At 72.4% G+C, this 1,044-nt stretch carries 2 protein-coding genes; both read left to right on the forward strand.

Annotated elements, in window-relative coordinates:
* Nucleotides 1-279: nucleotide-binding domain containing protein (locus ACLNEE_RS16745; RefSeq protein WP_412007434.1), on the forward strand; the 279-nt coding region annotated here is incomplete at its 5' end.
* Entirely contained in the window at nt 276-932 is a 657-nt protein-coding gene (gene otnC / locus ACLNEE_RS16750) for a 3-oxo-tetronate 4-phosphate decarboxylase (RefSeq protein ID WP_412007435.1), read from the forward strand. The genes ACLNEE_RS16745 and otnC, both read left to right, overlap by 4 nt.
* The last annotated feature ends 112 nt before the right edge of the window (nt 933-1,044 follow it).

A 1,044-nucleotide genomic window follows, 5' to 3' on the forward strand; every position in this document is an offset into this window, starting at 1 on the left:
CGCGAGGCCGCGGGCGAGGTGACCGAGCGCTTCTTCGCCGCGGTGGCCGAGGGGCTGGCCGCGGCGGGTTTCACCCGGTTCCTGATCGCGGGGGGCGAGACGTCGGGCGCGGTGACGGCGGCGCTGGGGGTGCGGGCGCTGGACGTGGGCCCGCGCATCGCGCCGGGCGTGCCGTGGATGCGCGCCCGCGGCCCCCGCGACGGCTTGGCCATGGTGCTGAAATCGGGCAATTTCGGCGCGCCCGACATCTTCCTGTCGGCCTGGGACCTGCTGAAATGACCGCCACCCTGTCGGAAGCGACCCGCCAGCGCGACCTGATCGCCGCCGTGGGCCGGTCGCTGTTCGACCGCGGGCTGACCCCCGGCGCCACCGGCAACATCAGCGTGCGTCTGGGGGACGGATCCACGCTGATGACGCCCACCAACGTGGCCTTGGGCGATCTGGACCCCGCGCGCCTGTCGCATCTGGACGCGGACGGCACGCACCTGTCGGGCGACCGGCCCACCAAGGAGGCGTTCCTGCACCGCTGCATGTATTGCGAACGCCCCGGCGATCATGCGGTGGTGCATCTGCACTGCACCCATGCGGTGGGCGTGTCGATCCTGCGTGACGTCGATGCGGGCGACGTGCTGCCGCCCCTGACGGCCTATTACGCCATGCGGGTGGGGCGGCTGCCGATGGTGCCCTATTACCCGCCGGGCGATGCGGACCTGGCGCGCGCGGTGCAGGCGGTGGCGGGGCGGCATCATGCGGTGCTGCTGGCCAACCATGGGCCCGTGGTGTCGGGCCGCGATCTCAAGACCGCGCAATTCGCCATCGAGGAGCTGGAGGAAACCGCGCGCCTGTTTCTGATGCTTGCGGGCCACGCCCTGCGGCCGCTGACCGAGGAACAGGCCGCCGCCCTGCGCCCGGCGCCCGGGGCCGCGCCGTGACCGCGCTGGCGCCTGCCCGGATGTTCCACGGCTGGATCGTGGCCTGGGTGATGTTCCTGTCGCTGGCGCTGGTCTTCGGGTCGCGCTTTTCGATGGGGCTGTTCCTGCCCTT

It is taken from the genome of Aphanothece stagnina RSMan2012, assembly GCF_046764815.1.
GTDB lineage: Bacteria > Cyanobacteriota > Cyanobacteriia > PCC-6307 > Cyanobiaceae > NIES-981.